This is a genomic window from Nocardiopsis sp. MT53 (assembly GCF_019598965.1).
GTDB lineage: Bacteria > Actinomycetota > Actinomycetes > Streptosporangiales > Streptosporangiaceae > Nocardiopsis > Nocardiopsis changdeensis.
Genome location: NZ_CP080599.1, coordinates 4357321 through 4377296 on the forward strand (window position 1 = coordinate 4357321; position 19976 = coordinate 4377296).

Here is a 19976-nt window from a genome sequence, read left to right on the forward strand (position 1 = left end):
AGTTGGACTTCCGGTTTGTCATGATTTCTGAACTGCTTGTCTGCGGTAGTGGCAACGTCGAGCGTGTCCTTGAAAGGACTCCTTCCAGCGGCGCCCGGCCACCGCTACCAACCGCGACAGCGGCACCGCCTCGGGGGCGTAGCAGTGGAAGAACGCCAGCTCACCATTGGTGCGGTTGCGGCGCATCAGCACCGACCGCGCCCCGTACTCATCACAGCGATCGTCAATGAGAGCCCAGTGGTAAAGCCGCTCTCCCTTGGCCCCGGCCCCAGCAGAGCGCTTTTGCCGGGCCTGTTCGGGAACCAGGGCGGCCAACTCCTTGACCGCGATCGCCCCGCGCGGATTGGGAGAGGGTGTCGGTAGCGGCCATCTCCATCACGTACCCGGCCCGTTGTTTCTCCTGGTAGGAGCGCAAGTGCGGGTTGCGGCCATCGGTCCGGCCGGTCCGGGGTGCAGGTCGCGGTCCTTCCTCCGGTCTGTGGTCGGGGCCGCGGTTATGTACGGCCGTCACCCCCTGGGGCGGAAGTGGCGGTCTCTCCTGCCCACACCTCCTGGGGCCGAAGGAGATGGTCCGCTCTCCGGTAGTGCCTCGGCCCCCAACAGACACACCCGCCACCCACCACAGCGTTGAAAGAACATAGGGGCACCCCCGGGCCAAGGCAGAAGGACACCTCTGGCCCTTCTCTCCTCCTTTCCCCGGAGGGGCGAAGGCCCCACAGCGCCCTCCGCTATGACCGGCCACCCCGGTCGGGCGAACACCCCCTCATGCCCGGCAGGGAGGAGCCACCGCGCCCCACACCTGTGGCGGCAGAGCCCGCGTGCCGGCGGAGGCGGTCCTCCAACTGGGCGGGTGTGGGTTCCACGTGTGTGCGCCAGGCCGCGTTCGGGTCCCTGTGGGTCGCCACCCACAGGGACCCCGTCCAGGCGACCCTGTGCGTACCTCCCCAGGTGGAGCGGAGCCGTTCGAGCACGATCTCCGGTGCTTCCCACCTCCACCCGACAAGGTCCTCGTGCTCGCCGGAATGACCGGCCTCCAGGACACAGGTGCGGCGGAGGCCGGAGCTGTTCAGGCTGGTCTGCTCGCACAGCGGCGGCATCATCGGCCACCTTCCGGGGTTCGACGCGGTTGTGGGGTGTAGGCGATCGGATGTGTCTCGACCTGTGTGTCGAGCAGGGCGAGGGCCTGGATCGGATCACCCGTGGCCTGCACGTGGTCCACCGCCGCGCATACCGCGGTGATGCGGTGTCCGAGCAGGGCTTGGCGGGCGGCCTCGTCCGCCGGGGTCGTTCCCGGCGGCAGGGTCAAGGCGTCGCCTATCGCCTCGAACAGGTCCGCGATCCGGATGTCACCGACGGACATTCACTTCACCTTCCGCTCGAGGTAGGCGCGCACCGCGAGCGAGAGCGGGGCCATGTCCCTTCCCGGGTGGGATACGTAGGTCCGCACCCGGGACGCGCGCCACCGCGCTCGGAGCCGTTGTGATGGCTTGGCGGCCGGAGTAGGAGGGGGAAGGGAGCCGGACGTGTCGGCCGAGGAGGAGCCCCTGGTCGCGGCCACGTTCGGGATTCGCTTCGGGAACCGGTGGCTGTACTCCTCCAATGACAGGTGCCGCCGGGGCTCGGGCCGGTGGTGGCGGCCGTGCCCCGGCACCAGGGCCAGGGGGCGCCCTTCGAGGGGCAGGGTCCACCCGGCCTGGCCCGGCCGCAGCGGGATCACCCGGCCCATCCCCGGGGACTTTCGGCGCTTCGACCGAGCCGGGCCCGACCCCGGCTCCGGATCCGGGCTCGGCGTGGTCCTCGGTGGGAGCGGCACCGGTCCGGTGCGATCAGGGGAGAACTCCGATGACAGCAGGTCGCCGAACCGACTGACCCGGTGGTGGAGTGCGAAGGCGGTTCCAGCGGTGGTGTTCGTGCTCCGATCCGCACGGGAGGCCGCGTTCGCCTCGGACGCGAGTCGGTGCACGGTGATCAGTTCGCCTGTTCGCAGGTGGCGCGTCCGTGGCCGTTCCTCTGTCGGGGCCGGCGCCTCCCGGTCGCCCCCTGGAGGGCCGTGCCACCCGGCGATACACTTCATTGCGTCTCTCCTCGGTGAGTTCGATATCCGGTAGGGATTCCGCCCTGGGACCGCAGCAAACGGTCGCCAGGGCTTTTGCCTGTGAGAGGCGTCCTACGGAAATCAATATCCCCGGCGCAGGCCCCTCGCGGAAGAACTACGGGAGAACCGTCGCTTATAGGAGAATCCGGTAGCGAGAGTTGTGGATCTGTAGTTGACTTGTTGTATGCCGCAGAATCCCCATAAGCAATGGATCTCATTCGGCCAGGAAATACGACGAAACCGCCTTGAACTGGGCATTTCTCAGGCGGAGCTGGGCAAGCGCATCCAGGTGAGCGGCGCCATGGTCGGGCACCTGGAAAGGGCGATACGTGTAGCGACACGGGATCAAGTGGACGCCCTGGAAGCCGTCTTCGCTACAGAGGGAAGCCTGCTCAGGCGGTGGTCCTCCGCTATCAAGAGCAGAAGTGTGCCGGACTGGTTCCAGAACGCCCTGGCGAGTGAAGGTCGGGCCGAGCAGACCTTCCAGTACCAGTCGATCCTCGTTCCAGGGCTGCTTCAGATCCCCTCCTACGCCGAGGCCCTGGTGCGTGCGTGGCAGCCTCAGGCCTCGGATGAGGAGGTCGACCAGATCGTCCAGACCCGCACGAGGCGGCTGGCGGCCCTACTCCCTCGAAAGGCGGCGCTATGGTTCGTGGTGGACGAAGTAGTGGTCACGCATCCGGTAGGGTCGCTCACCGTTATGGCCGATCAGTTGGAGCACATCGCTGAGCTGGCGGATCGGAGGAGCATCCGCTTCCAGGTCCTGCCGCAGCGGTTGCTGCACCCGGGCATCTGCCCTCCGTTCCGCCTCATGTTCCTGCGTGAGGAACAGGCGGTCGTGTTCGTAGAACACGCCTTGGGTGACGTGGCGCGGAGTGGCACGCAGGATGTGGCCCATATGCGGACGTTGTTCGGAGCAATGCAAGCGGATGCGCTTCCTCCCTCGGACTCCATTGAGCGAATTCGTGAGATCAGGAAGGATCTGATGGCGTGAAGCATCAGGACTGGCACAAGTCCAGCTACAGCGGGGCCCAGGGTGACTGTGTCGAGGTGCCGGAAGGTTCCATCACGTCCGTGCGTGACACCCGGCACCGGGAGCTCGGCCACCTGGAGTTCGCCGCTGTGGAGTGGGTCGCGGCCGTCGGAGCGCTCGCGGAGAAGTGACCCCGGAACGTGAACCGGCCCCGTCGAACGACCTCCGGCGGGACCGGACCGGGGTGCGCCCGCTGGCCCGGGCGGGCGCTTCGGGCGGCCGGCGGGAGCTGGTATTTCCCGCCGGGCTGGGACTTTGAGCACAGCGAATTCGTGAGATCAGGAAGGATCTGATGGCGTGAAGCATCAGGACTGGCACAAATCAACCTATAGCGGAGGAAATGGCGGAGACTGTGTCGAGGTCTCGGAAGGTTCCACCACGGCCGTGCGCGACACCCGGCACCAGGAGCTCGGCCACCTCGAGTTCGCCGCTGTGGAGTGGGTCGCGGCCGTCGGAGCGCTCGCGGAGAAGTGACCCCGGAACGTGAACCGGCCCCGTCGAACGACCTCCGGCGGGGCCGGGCCGGCGGGCACACCCCGGCGCGGGCGGGCGCTTAGGGCGGCCCGCGGGAGCTGGTATTTCCCGCTGGGCTGGGACTTTGAGCACTGGGACTTTGGCGGCCCGCATCTGCTCCATGACGTAAGCTGGAGGGCACGAGTACTTGACGCGCTGCTACTGCTCAGTGGCAGCGCTTTTGACTGTTGACGGACGGGTTGGATGACTGAGGACAGCCGATCGGGAGACCGCCAGGACTCCGGAGCGAACGAGCACAGTGGTGACCGCTCCGGCGCGTCTTACGGTCGGGGACGTGGTGACGACTCCCGCTCCCGTTCCGGCTACCGGGGTGACCGTGGCCGTGATGACCGCAGCGGTGGTTTCCGCGGCGGGGACCGGGACCGTGGTGGTTACCGGGGCCGCGACGACCGCGGCGGTTACAGAGGCGACCGCGACCGGCGCGATGACCGCGGCGGGTACCGCGGTGGCGACGACCGCGGCGGTTACAGAGGCGACCGCGACCGGCGCGATGACCGCGGCGGGTACCGCGGTGGCGACGACCGTGGCGGATACCGTGGCGGCGACCGCCGTGAGGGCGGATACCGCGGCCGCGACGACCGCCGTGACGACCGCGGTGGTTACCGCGGCGGAGATGACCGTGGCGGCTACCGGGGTGACCGCGACCGGCGCGATGACCGTGGCGGCTACCGGGGTGACCGCGACCGGCGCGATGACCGTGGCGGCTACCGGGGTGACCGCGACCGGCGCGATGACCGTGGCGGCTACCGGGGCGACCGCGACCGCCGTGACGACCGCGGGGTCCACCGGGGCGGTGACGACCGTGGTGGTTACCGCGGTGGTGACCGTCGTGAGGGTGGTTTCCGGGACGACCGTGGCGGCTACCACGGCGGTGACCGGGATCGGCGTGACGACCGTGGTGGTTACCGTGGCGGCGAGGACCGCGGCGGATACCGGGGTGACCGCGACCGGCGCGATGACCGCGGCGGATACCGCGGTGGCGATGACCGCGGCGGCTTCCGCGGTGGTGACCGCCGTGAGGGCGGGTACCGCGGCCGCGACGACCGCCGTGACGACCGTGGTGGTTACCGTGGCGGCGAGGACCGCGGCGGCTTCCGCGGAGACCGCGACCGGCGCGATGACCGCGGCGGATACCGCGGTGGCGACCGGCGGGGCGGCGGGTACCGAGGTGGCCGCCGGGACGACCGGGGCGGGTACCGCGGGCGCGACGACCGTCGCGGTCCCCGTGAGGACCGCGACCCCGCGGACATCGCTCCCCAGCTTCCCGAAGAGGCGACCTACGACCAGCTCGACGCCGACACCAGGCGCGACCTCAGCTCGCTGCCCAAGTCCCTGGCGGAACTGGTCGGCAAGCACATCGTGGCGGCCGGCCTCCTCGTGGACGAGGACCCCGAGCGCGCCTACGCCCACGCCGCCTACGCCCGGCGCAAGGCGTCCCGGGTCCCCGGTGTCCGGGAGGCCTCCGGTGTCGCCGCCTACACGGTGGGCAAGTGGCAGGAGGCCCTCTCCGACCTGCGTGCCGCGCGCCGCATGAGCGGCCGTGACAACTTCCTGGCGATCATGGCCGACTGCGAGCGCGGCCTGGGCCGACCCGAGCGGGCTCTGGAGATCACCGGGGACCCGGCCGGCGAGCAGCTGGACGCCGCCGAGCGCATCGAGCTGCGCATCGTGGCCGCCGGTGCCCGGCGGGACATGGGCGACATCAAGGGCGCCCTGGCCGAGCTCCAGGTTCCCGAACTGAAGGAGCGCCGCGCCCGGCCGTGGATCGCGCGCCTGTTCTACGCCTACGCCGACGTCCTGGAGGAGCTGGGCCGTGAGGAGGACGCCCGCGAGTACTTCTCGCGCGCCTCCGCCGTGGACAGCGACGGGGTGACCGACGCCGATGAGCGCCTGGCCGTGCTGGAGGGTGTCGAGCTGGTCGACGTCGACCCGGAGGACGGCATCATCTGGACCGACGCCGAGGAGCAGGACTTCGAGGAACAGGACTTCGCGGAGCCGCAGGCCCCGCGGGAGGCCCGTCCGGCCGAGCCCGCCCTCGAAGATGAGGACGGGGCCGAGTACGACTCCCGGGACGGCGAGCCTGAGGACTTCGAGGACGAGGACGACTCCCGTGATGCCGACGAGCCCGAGGACGGGCCCGCCGACGAATCCGACGCCGAGTCCGAGGCAGTGAAGGACGACGGGGCCGACGCCCCGCGGGACCGGGAGCGCGACTGACCCCGGATCCCCTGGCGCCGCCGGGCGGTCGTGGACCGCTCGGCGGCGCCGTCGTGCGCCTGGGGGCCCTTCCCCCGGCGTACGACTCCGTGGTGTGCCTGACCCACCGGGGCGGCCGAGCGCTGATGGTGCGCAACCGGCGGCGCGCGTGGGAGTTCCCCGGCGGGCACGCCGAGGCCGGGGAGGGCGTCGTGGACACCGCCCGGCGGGAGGCGGCTGAGGAGGCCGGGGCGACCCTGGGCGCGGTGGAGGTCGCCGGGTACTACGTGCTCGCCGACGGGCACGTCACGGTCGTCACCCACGCCCCCGTCCTGGAGACGGTCCCTCTCAGCGGCGAGTTCGAGACGGTCGAGGTGCGGGAGTTCGACGTCCTGCCCCCGGAGGAGAGCCTGTCGTGGGCCGACGGCCTCTACGCCCACCTGCTGCGGGTACTGGACCTGCCCGGCGCCCGCCCCTGAGGGGGCCGGTCAGGCGACGGGTTTGACGTAGCCGGTCTCCTTGCCCAGCAGCGCGTAGCCGAGCCGGGCGTTGATGGCCAGCATGGGCGCATTGTTCTCGTGGTTTCCGGTGGCGGCGTGGGTGAACCCCTGTTCGCGCGCCCGCAGCAGGGCGACATGCTTGGCGTATCCGGCCAGCCCGCGCCCCCGGTACTCGCGCAGGGTCCCCGTCATCGACGACTCCATGCGGCTCCTGCGGTCGGAGCCGTAGCAGGTGATGCCCGCGGGGGTGCCCTCGTGCAGGAAGACCAGGCTCAGGTCGAGGTCGGTGAGCGGGTGGTTCCAGGGCCCGTTCACCCAGTCCTCGAAGGTCATGAAGCCGACGCTCGGCACGGCACCGGGTTCGTCCTCGCTGGCCAGCCGGTCGAGCTCGTAGACCGGCCGGGGGTCGTCGGCGTACTCCCGGAACGTCCGCAGTTCCACGCCCGCGGGCGGTTCCGGCGCCGGGGGCAGCAGGGACAGGTCCAGGCCCAGGATGTGGTGGGTCTCCTCCTCCGCGTACCCCTGGTCGAGGGCGACCTCGTGGAGCACCGGTCCGCCCGCCTGGACCGGCTCCTCGGCGACCTCGGTGCGCAGGGTGCGGGCGCCCCGTTCCACCAGGGACTCCTCGGAGGCGGTGAGGAGGCGGGCGGCCAGGTCGCCGCCGCGGTACCGCTCCGCGACCGCGGTGAGGAAGGTCAGGCCGTGCGGGTCGCGGCCCTCCGGGCGGGTGAGCAGGGAGCGGGTGAACCCCACGATCCCGCCGTCGCCGTCGGTCGCCACGAGCGGGAGGTCCGTCGAATGGGGGGTGGGGTTCGCCATGCGCCAGCGCACGGCCTTCTCCGTGAGGACACGGTAGGGGTGGTGGGCGCGCAGGAACGGGAGGACGGCGGGGACGTCCTCGGTTTCCATCGGCCGGATCTGGAGCGTCATGCGGTGAGCCTAGGTGGCCCGGGTCACCCCCGCACATGGTTTTCCGGGCCTTTCCGCGCTCCCCGTCGGAGCCGGCCCGGGCCCCCTCTGCAGGTGTGAACGCGTCCGTGAACGCGCCACCGTTCTTTGTGGCTTCTCCCGCCCCGGCCCGTGACGTGCCGTCACCCGTCCGGGTGCCACGGTGCCGGGGCCGTGTGAGGGAGAGGGGCTGACTTCCAGGGCCCGCCCCTCCCGTCGCCGTGCCAGGGCCGGGGCGCTCAGCCCTGTTCTTCGCGTTCCTTGCGCTCGGCCTCGGCGCGTTCCTGTTCGAGCCGGTCGAGCCAGTGCACGATGCCCGACACGTTGGCCTCGGCGCCGCTGAGGATGTCCAGGACGGCGGCGGACTCCGGGGAGGCGTCCGGGGGCAGCGGCTTGTACCGGCTGACGACCTTGTCGCGCACCATGGCGATGGCGTGGTCGAGGTCGCCGGCCGAACCGTGCGACTCGCGGACCGTCTCCACCCACAGGTGCAGCTCGGACCGGGCGCGGTCGATGGTCTCGGCGACCGTGTCGACCGCTCCGAAGTGGGAGAACATCAGGCGCTGGGCGTCGATGTCGGAGAACAGCCGCAGGGTGCTCAGGCACGCCTGCATGTCGAAGTCCGGCGGCGGGGTGGCCGGGCGGACGTCGCCGGTGAGCTGGTTGTAGACGCCTAGGGCGTCGCCGACGTACAGGTCGCCGGTGAGGGTGTCGACCAGGCCCATGTGGTGCTTGGCGTGCCCGGGGGCGTAGTGGGTGACGAGCCTGCGGCCGCCGCCCAGGTCGATCTCGCCGGTTTCGGCGACGGAGCGGATGCGCCGCGCCTCGGTGGGGTGCATCTGCCCGAACAGGGTGTCGAGGCGGTCGCCCCAGACCATGGCGGCGCTGCGCATGAGGCGGCTGGGGTCGGCGAGGTGGCGGGCGCCGCGCTCGTGGACGACGATCTCGGCGTTGGGGAAGAGGGCGGCCATGTCGCCGGTGCCGCCCGCGTGGTCGAGGTGGATGTGGGTGACGACGATGGTGGCCAGGTCGGCGGGGGCCAGGCCCATGGCGGTGACGGCGTCGTGCAGGACCCGGGCCGAACCGGCGGTGCCGACCTCGACGATGCAGGGACGCTCGGAACGGATGAGGTAGCTGGACACGATGCCCGGATATCCGGCGAGCATCGTGTCGATGGCGAAGATGTCGTCGCCCAGGGGGGTGACCCCCTCGGGCAGGCGGCTCACGTCCACGTCGTCGTGCACGGCAGGCACCCCTGTTCCCTGTGGTCGTCGTGGGTTCCGGGAGGAACCGCATCCGAATCCGACTCTAGGACACGGGGGCGGTGTGCGTCTTGACCGGGGGCGGGATCATCGGACGACACCGTTCCGGAGGTTGTCCACAGGCGGGGCGAAGCCCTTTCGCCGCCGGTCGGCCCCGGTGATCCTGAAGGTGGGGGCACACGTGCCGGCCGTCGTGCCGCCCGCTGGTCCACGCCGGTGTCACAGGGTCTTCGGGAAGAAGGACGACGCATGCGGGAGAACGGTCTGCGGAGCGCGGGGCGGGGCGCACGGGCGGCGCAGGGCACGGACCCGGGGGAGGACCCCGGCCGGGACGGCGGGCACCGCAACGAGGTGCTGCTGGTGGGGCGCATCACCGCCGAGCCGGTGTTCCGGGAGATGGCGAACGGGAACCGCCTGGCCAGCTGGCGGATGTGCATGGCCAGGCCCCCGCGCGAGGGGGTGTCGGGGCGCCGCTCCGACGCGGTCTACTGTGTCGGCTTCGACCCCGGGCTGCATCCGGAGCTGGTGGAGTGGCGGCTGGGCGACGTCGTCCGGGTGACGGGGGCGCTGCGCCGCCGGTTCTGGCACGGGCGGGCGGAGGAGCGCAGTACGTGCGAGGTGGAGGCGCGGACCGTGGCTCTGGTGCGCCGCTCGCGGCCGGCCGACGGGGACCTCCCCGCCGCCGCGTTCCCGCGCGCGACGGAGGAAGGGGCCGGGCGATGACCGCCCGCGCGGCGCGCCGCCCGGTGCGTCTCCTCGGAGCGGTGCTCGCACGGGTCCTCGCCGTCCTGGTGCGCCCCCTGGCCCGCGCCGCGGCCGGTTCCTGGGGCCGAGCCGGATCCGGGGCGCCGGGTGCGGCGCCGGTCCGGCGCGGACCCGGTGTGCCCAGTACGGAAGCGGACCGCCTCCCCGGGGCGGGGCCGGGTGCGGTAGGTGCCCGGCCCGGAGGCGGGGTTCCGTGTGCGGCCGCGGCCCGCGTCCGCGGGCCCGGGACGGGAGCGGTCCGTGCGACGGGGGCCCCGTTCGGCGCGCCGACCCGGTACGGCGGGCGGGGGTGCGCGAGGGTGCCGCGGAGGTCGCCGTACGGGGAGGCGTTCAGGCCCGGGTGGGCGGTGCCCCGGCCCGGTTCACCAGCCCAGGGCGGCCAGGGCGGTGCGTGCGGCCGGGCCGGCCGGGTCCACCGCCGGGTTCGCCCACACGGCCTCGCACAGGGCGCGCAGGCCGTCGAGGCGGTCGCCGGAGCCCTCCAGGAGCGGGCCGTCGGGGGTGTGGGTCGCCGTCCAGCCCCCGCAGCGGGTACCGCCGTGGAAGGCGTCGACGCCCGGGTGGGTGTCGTTCATGCCCGACACGTCCCAGGACAGGTAGTTGGGCCGCCGGTGCTCCGGGGCGGCGAGCAGGTCCAGCGGGGTGGTCACCCCCGACAGCACCAGCAGGCCCGCGGCGCCGTGCACGATCGCGCCCTCGATGTCGGTGTCCAGGCGGTCGCCGACGATGAGCGGGTCGCGGGCCCCCGTGCGCCGGATGCCCTCCTCGTGGAGGGGGCGCATGGGCTTGCCCGCGATGATCGGCTCCACTCCCGTGGCGTGCGCGATCACCCGGACGAAGGACCCGTTGGCCGGGGTGACGCCCCATTCGGTGGGGGCGGTGGCGTCGGCGTTGCTGGCGACGTAGAGGGCGCCGCGCGACACCGCCAGCGTGCCCTGGTCGAGGAGGTCCCGGGTCACGGAGCGGGAGTAGCCCTGCACCACGGCGACCACGGAGTCGGTGGCGATGGTGACCGGGACGAGTCCCATGCGGCGCACCGCCTGGCGCAGCCCGGTGTCGCCGACCACCAGGACCTCCGAGCCGGCCGGGTGGCGTTCGGCGACCAGCCGGGCGGCCGCCTCGGCGGAGGTCACCACGTCCTGCGGGGTGGCGTTGATGCCCAGGTGGGTGAGGTGTTCGGCGATGCGGGCCGGGGTGCGTCCGGCGTTGTTGGTCACGTAGGCCACCCGCGCCCCCGCGGCCCGTGCCTTGTCGATCGCCTCGGGGGCGGCCGGCACCGCGCTCGGGCCGATGTAGACGACCCCGTCCAGGTCCAGGAGCATCGCGTCGTGGATGGTGCTCAGGGGGCGCTCGGCGGCGAGCAGGGGCATGGCGGACCCGTTCCTTGCGGCGGTGGCGGACGCCCTCCAGGGTATGACGCGGCCCTCGGCCGGTGGGGCCGCGGGCCTCCCCACCCGGTGTGCCGTCCGTCGCAGCGCCCCGGACCGGCCCCACCCCGGAGACCCCGCCCCGGCGGCCCGCCGGGATGTCGCGCCTGTACCGGCCTGGCAGGGGGCTGTCGGCTGGAGGGCGGGGCGTCTTCAGGGCGGCGGGGGCGTGCCGGGGCGGGGGGTCAGGCGGTGGGGCGGTGGGCGGTGAGCCAGGAGGTGGCGAAGGCGACGGCGTCGGAGACGGGGAAGAGGCGTGCGGTGGTCAAGCCGACCGGGCCCGTGGTGACGGCCCCGGTGGCCTCGAACGCCTCGCCCAGGGCGGGGAAGTCGTCGGAGTCCAGGGCGGTGTCGGTGAAGGCGGCCCAGGCGCGGCCGCCGTCGGGGGTGGCGATCGCGCAGCCCACCGGTTCGGTGCGGGGCGCGGGCACCCGGTACTCGGCGAGGTGGAAGGCGGTGCAGGAGTCGTAGCCGGTGCCCAGCAGCAGGACGCGGGCGTCCAGCAGGCGGCCCAGCGGCGACTCGTCGCCCAGGCGGCAGGTGAGGGGGTGGTGGTCCAGCAGGGCGTGGGCGCGCGGGCCCACGGCGGCGAAGGAGGTCTGCGGGTGCGGGCTGCGCACGGCCCCCGGGAGGGTGCGCACCAGCTCGGGGATCCGCCCCATGTGCGCGCTGGGGGTGGCGTGCGGGTCGAAGCCCGGCGTGTGGTCGCGGATGGTCGGCCACCAGGACTCGGGCACCGGCGGGTTGCGCCACTGGGACGGGTCGCTGTTGTCCATCGTCTGGGTGGGCACCACGAGGGTGCCGGTGGGCCCCAGGGTGTCCAGGAGCGCCTGGACGACGGCCTGGGCGCCGCCGCACACCCAGCCCAGGGCGGAGAGGGAGGAGTGGAGCAGGACGGTCTCCCCGGGGCGCAACCCCAGGCCGGCCAGGTCGCGGGCGAGGGAGACGCGGGTGCGCGGCGCGTCCTGCGCGGGTTCGGGCGCGGCGGTCATAGGGCGGGTCTCCTCCTCGGGGTGGGGTGTACCGCAGGGTGGGTGTGCGGTCGGCACCGTGGTGCGCGGAGCGGGCCGGCCGGGAGCATGGCGCCATGGTGATGAGAACGATGTCGGCGGCGGCTCTGGCGGTGGCGGCGGTCCTGTCGTGGGCGGCGCCCGCGGCGGCCGCGCCCGTGGATGGTCTCACGGCCGATGCGGTGGACGCACGGGTGGAGGCCTACCTGGAGGACGCGCCGCTGCCCGGGGTGGCGGTCGCGGTGACGCGGGGGAGCGAGGTGGTGCGGGCGGCCGGGTACGGGGTCGATTCCCGCGGGGAGCCGGTGGGGGCCGACACCCCGATGGGGATGGCGTCGGTGAGCAAGGCGTTCACCGCCCTCGTGGTGGCGTCGCTGGTGGAGGAGGGGAGGCTGGACCTGGACGACCCCGTGGTCGAGCACCTGCCGGAGTTCGCGGTGGACGACCCGCGCGGTGCGCGGATCACGGTGCGGCAGCTGCTCACGCACACCTCCGGCATGTCCGACCGCGGGTTCCGGGAGAAGAGCGAGCCGACCCCGGCGGACCTGGAGGGCGCGGTGGCGCGGCTGGCCGGCGCCGGGATGGTGGCCGACCCCGGGGCCGAGCGCAACTACCACAACCCGAACTACCACATCGCGGCCCGCCTGGTGGAGGTGGTGGAGGGCGAGCCGTTCGCGGACGTGCTGCGCGAGCGGGTGCTGCTCCCCCTGGGGATGGCCGACACGGTCACGGTGGACACCGCGCGGGACGTGTTCGAGGCCGGGGTCGCCCCCGGGCACGTGGCGGTGCTGGGCGGCGCCCGGGCCCTGCCGGAGCCGCAGGGCTACTTCAACGGCAGCGGTGGCATGGTGTCCACGGCCGGCGACATGGCGCGGTGGCTGGTCGCCCAGAACACCGGCGGCCGTACCGCCGACGGGGGCGCGGGGGTGCCCGCGGACGCGGTGGCGCTGACGCACGCCGCCGCGGGCGGCACGGGCCCGGCGGCCGACTCCGGCCTGGGCTGGCAGGTGGAGGAGACCGGCGGGGGCGCGCCACTGCTGGTGCACGGCGGTATCCAGTTCACCTACACCGCCCACCAGGCCCTGCTGCCGGAGAGCGGGGTGGGGATCGCGGTGATGGCCAACACCGGCCTGGGCGCGGGCGACGCCTCCGCCCTGCTGTGGAACCTGGTGGCCCTGGCCGAGGGGGAGGGGCCGACCGGCTCCTCGGCGCCGTGGCTGCTGGCATTGGACCTGGTGTGCGTCGCCGCGGTGGCGGCCGTGGCCGCCGGGGCGGTGCGCGGGGTGCGCCGTGCCGGGGTGTGGGTGCGGGACGGTCGCCGGTGGCGGCGCGTGCTCGGGGCGGTGGGGTCGGCCGCGGTGGTGGCCGCGGCCCTGGCCCCGCACCGGCTGATCTCGCCGCTGGCGGGAGGTCGCGACGCCACGTGGGTGCAGACCCTGTACACGGTGCCGTCCGTGGTGGTGTTGCTGGTCGCGGCGGCGGTGGCGCTCGCCGTGGTGTGGGCGGTGCGCCTGCGGGCCCTGGCGGCGCACCGCGGACAGGACCCGCAGCGGGAGCTCAGCGGTACCGGGGCGACGGCTCGACCAGGCGCATGACCAGCCCGGTGCGCGGCTTGGGCCCGAACGAGGTGGACTTGCGCGGGGTGAGCTCGCCCTGCCCGGCGATGTCGTAGACCAGGTGGACGTCCAGGGCGGGCACGATCACAGCGGTGCCCTTCTCGTGGTGGGCGGCGGCCACCGCCTCGCCGGGGTCGTCGTGGACCATGCGCACCGCCTCCTCGGGGACGCCCCACAGCGGCAGCAGGACCTCGTGCAGGGCCGCGGTGGGCAGGCGCCGCCACTGCTCGGAGCGGCCGGGCATGGCCCGGGCCAGGGTGTCGCCGTCGAAGCCGTGCACCAGGTGGGCCCCGCCGTCGGGGGAGGCCAGCACCAGCGCGGGGCCCTCCACCCCCTCGTACACACGGGGGGACACCCCGTCCACGGCCTCGACCGCGGCGACGGAGCGGGCGGCCGCGACGGCCTCCTCCGGGTGCAGGCCCGGCAGGACCCGGTGGATGGCGCCCAGGCGGGGCGGGTGGGTGTCGCTGTCCACGAGCAGGGCCAGCCCGTACCGCCAGCCGGGGTCGCCGTGGGCGGCGTGCAGACGGCGGTAGGCGGCGTAGCGGTGGTGGCCGTCGGCGATGAGCGCGGACCGGCCGGCCAGGTCGGCGGCCACCCGGGCGTGGTCGGCGGGGTCGGTGACCGCCCACAGGCGGTGCTCGGAGCCGTCGCGGGTGCGGGCCTCCACCAGGGGCGGGTCGGCGACGGCCTCGGTGACGGCGGAGGCGGCGCCGCCCGCGCCGCGGTACAGCAGGAAGATGGGTTCGAGGTTGGCCCGGGCCACCCCCATGAGGGTGAACCGGTCGTGCACGGGCGCGTCGGCGACGTCCTCGTGGGGCAGGACCGCGGATTCGGACCCCTCGTCGGGCAGGCGCAGGTTGCCGATCAGCCCGCGCTGGCGGCGGCCGTCCGCGGTGACCTGCTCGTACACGTACAGGGCCGGGCGGGGGTCGGGGGAGAGCACGCCGGTGGCGACCCAGTCGTGCAGCAGCGCGGCGGCGGCGCGGTACCGGCGGGGGATCGCCCCTTCGGTGCCGTCGGCGCTGGCGCGGCTGAGCTCGAAGGGCAGGGTGACCCGGGCGGCGTTGTGCGGGTCGGACCGTTGCAGGGCCCGCGCCTCCTCGGCGTCGGGAACGTCGTAGGGCGGGGCCAGCAGACGGGCGAGGTCGAATCCCCCGTCGATGAACCGGTCGAGGTCTCCGTCGGTGTAGCGCAGACCGCGGAAGGGTTCCAGCCCGAGAGGTTGGCGTGGCATCCCAGCAAGGTACCGCCCGGTCACAGGAGTTTGCGCATGCGCAGCAGGTCGCCCATGCTGGCGTCGACCCTGACCCGGCGGGTCAGGAGGGCGCGGGCCGGGTCCAGCCGCCCGTCGGCGAGGTCGACGAGGTCGTCGCTGCCGACGGTGATGTGCACCTGGGCCCGGGGCGCCGGAGCCTCTTGGGGGCGGTGGGTGATGTCGCTGAGGCCGTCGGCGGTCAGCCGCATGTCGAACACGGTGCCCAGGTCGGGGACGAGCACGCTGACGGAGCGCTCGACGATGACCCGGCGGCGTTCGGCCTCGGGTTCGGCGAGGATCCGCTCGTTGAGCTTCGCGATGCCCTCCAGGCATGCGTCGATGCTGTTCATGGGCACATGATGCCGCATGCGGCCCGGGGCGCCGGGGCGGCGTCGCCGTCCGGGCAAAGGGACGAAGGGGACGACCTCCCGGTTTCGCGTGGCAGGGGCCGTGCCGCCCGGGTAGCGTTGTGCGCGCAACCCCCCGCCCACGGTGCCCTTCCGTTTTCCGGTGCCGTTCCCCCTTCCGGTGTTCTGTCCGTCAAGGAGTACGCGAATCATGGTCGTCGACGCGGTGCGCACGTATCTGGATGCCGCCAGTGGTCTCACCGAGCTGTCCCGCAAGGAGGCGGTGGCCGCGGCCAAGGTCCTGCTGCGGGCGGGCGGGGCGGGCGCGCCGGCGGCGGAGCAGGAGCCGGGCGGCACGCCGCCGCGGGTGGGGCGGACCATCCAGGCGCTGGCGGGGGAGCTGCTGGAGACCAGCCGGGCCAACCGGGAGGCGCTGGCGGAGCTGGTGCGCTCGGAGGTGGAGCACCGCCTGGAGCGGATGGACGTGGTGCCGCGCTCCGAGCACGAGCGCCTGGTGCGCCGCGTGGCGGAGCTGGAGCGGCGGCTGGCGGCCCGGTCGGGCCGGGAGCGGGTGCCCTCGGTCCCGGCGGTGGAGGTGCGGGCCGTGGAGGTCGAGGAGGTGCCCGCGGCCGCCGTCGCCGCGGTGGCGACCGCCGTGGCGGACCCCGCCCCGGACGGGGCCGCCGGACAGGACGCCCCCGAGGCCCCCGAGGCCCCCGTGGACGCCGAGTCCCCCGATGGGGCCGCGGCGGCCGAGCCCGCCCGGGAGGACGGCGCGGACGGGGACGCGGAGGAGGCCGGGAAGAAGCCCGCCGCCAAGGCCGGGGCGGCCAAGCCCGCGGCCAAGGGCGGCCGGGCGCGGGCGGGCGCGGCCAAGCGCACCACCAAGTCCCGCAGCGCCACCAAGAAGTAGGGCCGCCCAGAAGTCGGGGCCGCCGCGGACCGTCGATACCGGAGGGGCGATGAATCCCAAGGAACAGGCCGAGGAGCTGGCCGCCCGGACCCTGGAGGGCACCCGGGAGCGCCTGGAGGGGCTGTCGGGCCTGCCCACCGCCGAGCACGTGGAGGTCTTCGACTCCCTGCACCGCGAGCTGTCCGCGGTGCTGGGGGCCCTGGACCAGGGGCCGGCGCCGCAGTCGCCGGTATCCTAGGTGATCATGGCGAAACGTACTCGGCTCGACGCGGAACTGGTCCGCCGCGGGCACGCACGCTCACGCGGCCACGCGGCCGAGATCATCGAGGGGGGCCTGGTCAAGGTGGCCGGGATCGTGGCCTCCAAGCCGGCCACCCAGGTCGGACAGGACCAGCCCATCGTGGTGCGCACTCCTTCCGACGAGCCCCCCTATGTGTCCCGCGGGGCGCACAAGCTCATCGGGGCCCTCGACGCGTTCTCCCTGGACGTGGCCGACCGGCGCGCCCTGGACGCGGGCGCCTCCACCGGCGGGTTCACCGACGTGCTGCTGCGCCGGGGCGCGGCCCACGTGACCGCCGTGGACGTGGGCTACGGCCAGCTGGCGTGGTCGCTGCGCAGCAACGACCGGGTGCGGGTCATGGAGCGGGTCAACGTCCGCGAGCTCACCCCGGAGATGGTCGGCGAGCCGCGCCCGGACCTGGTGGTGGGCGACCTGTCGTTCATCTCCCTGAAGCTGGTGCTGGGGCCGCTGCGGGACGCGGTCGCCCCCGGGGCCGACTTCGCCATGATGGTCAAGCCCCAGTTCGAGGTCGGCAAGGACCGGGTGGGCGCGGGCGGTGTGGTGCGCGAGCCCGAGCTGCGCGCCGGGGCCGTGGCCGACGTGGCCGCCCACGCCCTCACCCTGGGCCTGGGCACGGTCGACGTGGCGGCCAGCCCGCTGCCCGGTCCCTCGGGCAACGTCGAGTACTTCCTGTGGCTGCGCTCGGGCGCCCCGGCGCTGGACGCGGCCCGGCTGGAGCGGGCGGTGGCGGAGGGGCCGGCCTAGGGCGTGGCACCCTGTCGCACGGGTCCGGTAACGTGACCCGGCCGGGTGGGCGCACAGGCCCCCCGGCCCGCATTCGAACTCCCCTTCGGGGAGTGGACGTAAGGGGACGACGATGACCAGGACCGGCGGACGCAGTGTTCTCCTGCTGGCCCACACCGGTCGGCCCGCGGCGGTGCGCAGCGCACGGCTGGTCCACGAGAGCCTCAGCAGCGCCGGGCTGACCGTGCGCATGCTCAAGGACGAGGTGGACGAGCTCGCCGAGGCGGGCTGTGTCCTGTCCCCGATCGAGGTCGTCGAACCGGAGTCCGCGGCCGAGGGCGTGGAGCTGGTCATGGTGCTGGGCGGCGACGGCACGCTGCTGCGGGCGGCCGAGCTGGCCCGGCCCGCGGGCGCCCCGCTGCTGGGCGTGAACCTGGGGCACGTCGGGTTCCTGGCCGAGGCCGAGCGCGAGGACCTGGGCGCGACCGTCCGCAGCGTCGTGGAGCACAACTACGACGTCGAGGAGCGGATGACCCTGGACGTGGCCGTGTTCAACGGCGGCCGTGCCGACGGGGTCCCCTCGGTGCGCACGTGGGCGCTCAACGACGCCACGCTGGAGAAGGGCGAGTCGCGGCGGATCGTCGAGGCGGTCCTGGAGGTCGACGGCCGCCCGCTGTCGCGGTGGGCGTGCGACGGGGTGGTGTGCGCCACACCGACGGGGTCGACGGCGCACGCCTTCTCCGCGGGCGGCCCGGTGGTGTGGCCGGATGTCGAAGCCCTGCTGGTGGTGCCGTTGAGCGCGCACGCGCTGTTCGCCCGGCCGCTGGTGGTGGGCCCGCGGGCGACGGTGGCGCTGGAGGTGCTGCCGGACACGGCGCCGGGCGTGCTCTGGTGCGATGGACGGCGTATGGTCGAATTGCCCGCCGGGGCACGGATCGAGATCACCCGTGCCGATACGCCGGTCCGGTTGGCCCGGCTGCACCGGGCGCCGTTCACCGACCGGCTGGTGGCCAAGTTCGGCCTCCCCGTGGCGGGGTGGCGCGGCCGCCGGGAACAGGGCCGCTGACCGCGTGCGCACCCGCGCGGGTGCGCCGTCCGGGAGGCGCGGGAGAACGTCAAGACAGTGTGGCCGACGATCAGGAGAGGGTTCGGTGCTCGAAGAAGTCCGCATCCAGGGACTCGGGGTCATCGACGACGCCGTGTTGGAGTTGTCACCGGGGTTGACGGTCGTCACCGGTGAGACCGGCGCGGGTAAGACCATGGTCGTCACCGGGCTGGGACTGCTCTTCGGTGGTCGCGCCGACCCCCAGCGGGTCCGGCCCGGCGCCGACCGGGCGCTGGTCGAGGGCCGGCTGACGGTCCCGCGCGAGGGCCGGGTGGCCGAGCGGGTCTCGGAGGCCGGCGGCGAGCTCGACGACGACGTGCTGATCGTGGCGCGCACCGTGTCCGCCGAGGGCCGCTCCCGGGCGACGCTGGGCGGCCGGTCGGCGCCGGTGAGCCTGCTGGCGTACCTGGCCGACGACCTGGTGGCCGTGCACGGCCAGTCCGACCAGCAGCGGCTGCTGCGCACCGACCGCCAGCGCGCGTCGCTGGACCGGTTCGCGGGCGAGGAGCTGGGCAAGGCCCTGAAGCAGTACGCGGCGGCCCACCGGCGGCACCGCGAGGTGTCGGAGGAGCTGACGGAGCTGACCGAGCGGGCGCGCGAGCGCGCCCAGGAGGCGGACATGCTCCGGTTCGGGGTGGAGGAGATCGCCGCGGCCCAGCCGGTCTCGGGCGAGGACGCCGAGCTGCTGGCGGAGGAGACCCGGCTGGCGCACGCCGACGGGCTCCGGGTGGCGGCCACCACCGCGCACGAGGCGCTGGTGGGCGACCCGGCCTCCGACGTGGAGGTGGACGTGTCGGCGCTGCTGTCGGCGGCCCGCCAGGCGGTGGCGGCGGTGCGCGAGCACGACCCGGAGCTGGCGGCGATCGGCGAGCGGCTGGACGAGGCGTCCTACATCCTGACCGACGCGGCCACGGAGCTGGCCTCCTACGCCGAGTCGGTGGACGCCGACCCGGCCCGGCTGGCGCACGTGCAGGAGCGGCGGGCGCTGCTCACCTCGCTCTCGCGCAAGTACGGCGAGACCGCGGACGACATCCTGGCCTGGGCCGAGGACGCGGCCAAGCGGCTGGCGTCCCTGGAGGGCGACGACGAGCGCATCGAGGAGCTGCGGGCCGAGGCCGAGGAGCTGTACGGGCGGATGGACCACTGGGCGGGCGAGCTCACCCGGATCCGCACCGAGGCGGCCGAGCGGTTCGGCGCGGCGGTCACCGAGGAGCTGACCGCCCTGGCGATGCCGCACGCGCGGGTGAGCGTGCGGATCACCACGGGGCAGGACTTCGGGTCCCACGGGCGCGACGAGGTGGAGCTGCTGCTGGCACCGCACCCCAGCGCCCGGCCGCTGCCGCTGCACAAGGGCGCCTCGGGCGGTGAGCTGTCCCGGGTGATGCTGGCGATCGAGGTCGTGTTCGCGGGCGCCGACCCGGTGCCGACCTTCGTGTTCGACGAGGTCGACGCAGGTGTGGGCGGCAAGGCCGCGGTCGAGATCGGCCGCCGCCTGGCACGCCTGGCGCGCCGGTCCCAGGTCATCGTGGTCACCCACCTGCCGCAGGTGGCGGCGTTCGCCGACGCCCACCTGGTGGTCGAGAAGTCCACCGACGGGCTGGTCACCGAGAGCGGTGTGCTGCGCCTGGACCGGGGCGGCCGGGTGCGCGAGCTGTCGCGGATGCTCGCGGGTCTGGAGGATTCCGAGCTGGGCCGGGCGCACGCCGAGGAACTGCTGGTCAACGCCGATCCGGAGCGCGCCTACCCGGCGGCCTGAGGACGTCCCCGGCGGGTCCGCCGTGACATGTGATGGGTGAGTCGCCCCGAGACGGGTAGGGGCCGGGGTGCGGCGCCATGGGCGCCGATGACCGAACACGCCGACCACCACGCTGTTATGACTCTGCGTAGGCGAGTTCTGACAGTATGCCAGCGATGAAGGTATCGGACGCGCTCAGCGCCACAGT

At 73.9% G+C, this 19976-nt stretch carries 21 protein-coding genes; 12 read left to right on the plus strand and 9 right to left on the minus strand.

Annotated features, from left to right (window positions below):
• Window positions 1-18: 18 nt before the first annotated feature.
• A complete protein-coding gene (locus tag K1J57_RS19425) occupies window positions 19-315 on the minus strand; it encodes a hypothetical protein (protein ID WP_255646433.1) in 297 nt (98 codons plus the stop codon).
• A gap of 781 nt (window positions 316-1096) precedes the next feature.
• Window positions 1097-1360, minus strand: coding sequence for a hypothetical protein (locus K1J57_RS19430; protein WP_220559984.1), 264 nt, complete (start codon window positions 1358-1360; stop codon window positions 1097-1099).
• 919 nt (window positions 1361-2279) lie between these two features.
• Here K1J57_RS19430 and K1J57_RS19435 point away from each other — a divergent pair.
• The 3 genes from K1J57_RS19435 to K1J57_RS19445 all read left to right on the plus strand — a co-directional run bounded on the left by K1J57_RS19435 (window position 2280) and on the right by K1J57_RS19445 (window position 3602).
• Window positions 2280-3089, plus strand: a complete 810-nt coding sequence (locus K1J57_RS19435; RefSeq protein ID WP_220559985.1) for a helix-turn-helix transcriptional regulator — start codon at window positions 2280-2282, stop codon at window positions 3087-3089.
• Window positions 3086-3259 (plus strand): DUF397 domain-containing protein, encoded by a 174-nt coding sequence (locus tag K1J57_RS19440; protein WP_220559986.1) that lies wholly within the window; start codon window positions 3086-3088, stop codon window positions 3257-3259. The genes K1J57_RS19435 and K1J57_RS19440 overlap by 4 nt, the downstream gene beginning before the upstream one ends.
• Window positions 3260-3425: 166 nt before the next feature.
• Window positions 3426-3602: a DUF397 domain-containing protein gene (locus K1J57_RS19445; protein ID WP_220559987.1), complete on the plus strand. Its 177-nt coding sequence runs from the start codon at window positions 3426-3428 to the stop codon at window positions 3600-3602.
• Between the two features lie 198 nt (window positions 3603-3800).
• Here the strand turns inward: K1J57_RS19445 and K1J57_RS19450 are convergent, their stop codons facing one another.
• On the minus strand, window positions 3801-5072 hold the full coding sequence (locus K1J57_RS19450; protein ID WP_220565934.1) for a hypothetical protein: 1272 nt from the start codon (window positions 5070-5072) through the stop codon (window positions 3801-3803).
• Here K1J57_RS19450 and K1J57_RS19455 point away from each other — a divergent pair.
• Both K1J57_RS19455 and K1J57_RS19460 read left to right on the plus strand, forming a co-directional pair.
• Entirely contained in the window at window positions 5040-5879 is an 840-nt protein-coding gene (locus tag K1J57_RS19455) for a hypothetical protein (protein ID WP_255646434.1), read from the plus strand. The genes K1J57_RS19450 and K1J57_RS19455 overlap by 33 nt on opposite strands.
• A gap of 53 nt (window positions 5880-5932) precedes the next feature.
• Entirely contained in the window at window positions 5933-6337 is a 405-nt protein-coding gene (locus tag K1J57_RS19460; protein ID WP_220559989.1) for an NUDIX domain-containing protein, read from the plus strand.
• Between the two features lie 9 nt (window positions 6338-6346).
• On the opposite strand, the gene K1J57_RS34010 is transcribed toward K1J57_RS19460, so the two are convergent.
• Together K1J57_RS34010 and K1J57_RS19470 are read right to left on the minus strand one after the other, a co-directional pair.
• Window positions 6347-7288 carry a GNAT family N-acetyltransferase gene (locus K1J57_RS34010; RefSeq protein ID WP_220559991.1) on the minus strand — a complete coding sequence of 314 codons (942 nt, stop codon included), beginning with the start codon at window positions 7286-7288 and terminating at the stop codon, window positions 6347-6349.
• Between the two features lie 257 nt (window positions 7289-7545).
• Window positions 7546-8550 carry an MBL fold metallo-hydrolase gene (locus K1J57_RS19470; RefSeq protein ID WP_220565653.1) on the minus strand — a complete coding sequence of 335 codons (1005 nt, stop codon included), beginning with the start codon at window positions 8548-8550 and terminating at the stop codon, window positions 7546-7548.
• Between the two features lie 267 nt (window positions 8551-8817).
• Between K1J57_RS19470 and K1J57_RS19475 the strand changes: the two genes are divergently transcribed.
• On the plus strand, window positions 8818-9291 hold the full coding sequence (locus tag K1J57_RS19475; protein WP_220559993.1) for a single-stranded DNA-binding protein: 474 nt from the start codon (window positions 8818-8820) through the stop codon (window positions 9289-9291).
• A gap of 404 nt (window positions 9292-9695) precedes the next feature.
• Here K1J57_RS19475 and K1J57_RS19480 read toward each other — a convergent pair whose 3' ends face one another.
• Window positions 9696-10703 (minus strand): HAD-IIA family hydrolase, encoded by a 1008-nt coding sequence (locus K1J57_RS19480; RefSeq protein ID WP_220559994.1) that lies wholly within the window; start codon window positions 10701-10703, stop codon window positions 9696-9698.
• Window positions 10704-10945: 242 nt separating this feature from the next.
• Window positions 10946-11752: an aminoglycoside N(3)-acetyltransferase gene (locus K1J57_RS19485; protein ID WP_220559995.1), complete on the minus strand. Its 807-nt coding sequence runs from the start codon at window positions 11750-11752 to the stop codon at window positions 10946-10948.
• A gap of 95 nt (window positions 11753-11847) precedes the next feature.
• Between K1J57_RS19485 and K1J57_RS19490 the strand changes: the two genes are divergently transcribed.
• The gene (locus K1J57_RS19490) at window positions 11848-13365 is read left to right on the plus strand and encodes a serine hydrolase (RefSeq protein ID WP_220559996.1); all 1518 of its coding nucleotides are present in this window, start codon (window positions 11848-11850) and stop codon (window positions 13363-13365) included.
• Here K1J57_RS19490 and K1J57_RS19495 read toward each other — a convergent pair.
• Together K1J57_RS19495 and K1J57_RS19500 are read right to left on the minus strand one after the other, a co-directional pair.
• Window positions 13328-14623, minus strand: a complete 1296-nt coding sequence (locus tag K1J57_RS19495; protein ID WP_220559997.1) for a DUF1015 domain-containing protein — start codon at window positions 14621-14623, stop codon at window positions 13328-13330. The two genes, K1J57_RS19490 and K1J57_RS19495, sit on opposite strands and share 38 nt — an antisense overlap.
• A gap of 20 nt (window positions 14624-14643) precedes the next feature.
• Window positions 14644-14994, minus strand: a complete 351-nt coding sequence (locus K1J57_RS19500; RefSeq protein ID WP_220559998.1) for an SCP2 sterol-binding domain-containing protein — start codon at window positions 14992-14994, stop codon at window positions 14644-14646.
• Between the two features lie 208 nt (window positions 14995-15202).
• Between K1J57_RS19500 and K1J57_RS19505 the strand changes: the two genes are divergently transcribed.
• The 5 genes from K1J57_RS19505 (at window position 15203) to recN (ending at window position 19789) form a co-directional block, all read left to right on the plus strand.
• Window positions 15203-15904 carry a membrane fusogenic activity family protein gene (locus tag K1J57_RS19505; protein WP_220559999.1) on the plus strand — a complete coding sequence of 234 codons (702 nt, stop codon included), beginning with the start codon at window positions 15203-15205 and terminating at the stop codon, window positions 15902-15904.
• Window positions 15905-15953: 49 nt separating this feature from the next.
• Window positions 15954-16142, plus strand: coding sequence for a hypothetical protein (locus tag K1J57_RS19510; protein WP_220560000.1), 189 nt, complete (start codon window positions 15954-15956; stop codon window positions 16140-16142).
• Window positions 16143-16148: 6 nt separating this feature from the next.
• The gene (locus K1J57_RS19515) at window positions 16149-16949 is read left to right on the plus strand and encodes a TlyA family RNA methyltransferase (protein ID WP_220560001.1); all 801 of its coding nucleotides are present in this window, start codon (window positions 16149-16151) and stop codon (window positions 16947-16949) included.
• Window positions 16950-17061: 112 nt separating this feature from the next.
• On the plus strand, window positions 17062-17994 hold the full coding sequence (locus K1J57_RS19520; RefSeq protein ID WP_220560002.1) for an NAD kinase: 933 nt from the start codon (window positions 17062-17064) through the stop codon (window positions 17992-17994).
• A gap of 85 nt (window positions 17995-18079) precedes the next feature.
• Window positions 18080-19789 (plus strand): DNA repair protein RecN, encoded by a 1710-nt coding sequence (recN, locus tag K1J57_RS19525; RefSeq protein WP_220560004.1) that lies wholly within the window; start codon window positions 18080-18082, stop codon window positions 19787-19789.
• The last annotated feature ends 187 nt before the right edge of the window (window positions 19790-19976 follow it).